The organism is Streptomyces griseus subsp. griseus, assembly GCF_000720255.1.
GTDB lineage: Bacteria > Actinomycetota > Actinomycetes > Streptomycetales > Streptomycetaceae > Streptomyces > Streptomyces griseus_I.
Genome location: NZ_JOJE01000154.1, coordinates 1 through 518 on the forward strand (window position 1 = coordinate 1; position 518 = coordinate 518).

At 68.9% G+C, this 518-nt stretch carries 1 protein-coding gene; it reads right to left on the reverse strand.

From position 1 onward, the window contains the following. Positions 1-518: rhamnogalacturonan lyase family protein (locus IG99_RS43560; RefSeq protein ID WP_037684590.1), on the reverse strand; the 518-nt coding region annotated here is incomplete at both ends.

A 518-nucleotide genomic window follows, 5' to 3' on the forward strand; every position in this document is an offset into this window, starting at 1 on the left:
GTGCCCGCCAGGAAGCGGTCGACGCGGTTGCCGTACGAGTCGCCCCAGGACGAGACCGTGCCCCGGGCCGGGACGTAGTCGACACTCTGCATCGCCTTGCCGGTCTGGCCGTTGAACATTGTCAGGTACTCAGGGCCCGACAGCACGTATCCGCTGGAGTTGCGGTGATCGGCGGAGGAGCTGCCGATGACCGCTCCGGTGCCGTCCTTCGTGCCGTCGGCCGTCTTCATGGCGACCTCGGCCTTGCCGTCGCCGTCGTAGTCGTACACCTGGAACTGCGTGTAGTGGGCGCCGGAGCGGATGTTGCGGCCCAGGTCGACGCGCCACAGCCGGGTGCCGTCGAGCTTGACGCCGTCGACGATCGTGTTGCCGGTGTACCCGGACTGGGAGTTGTCCTTGGCGTTGGTGGGCTGCCACTTCAGCACGAAGTCCAGCGCGCCGTCGCCGTCGAGGTCGCCCACCGAGGCGTCGTTGGCCTCGTAGGTGTAGGCGACGCCGTCGGGGGTCGTGCCCCCGGC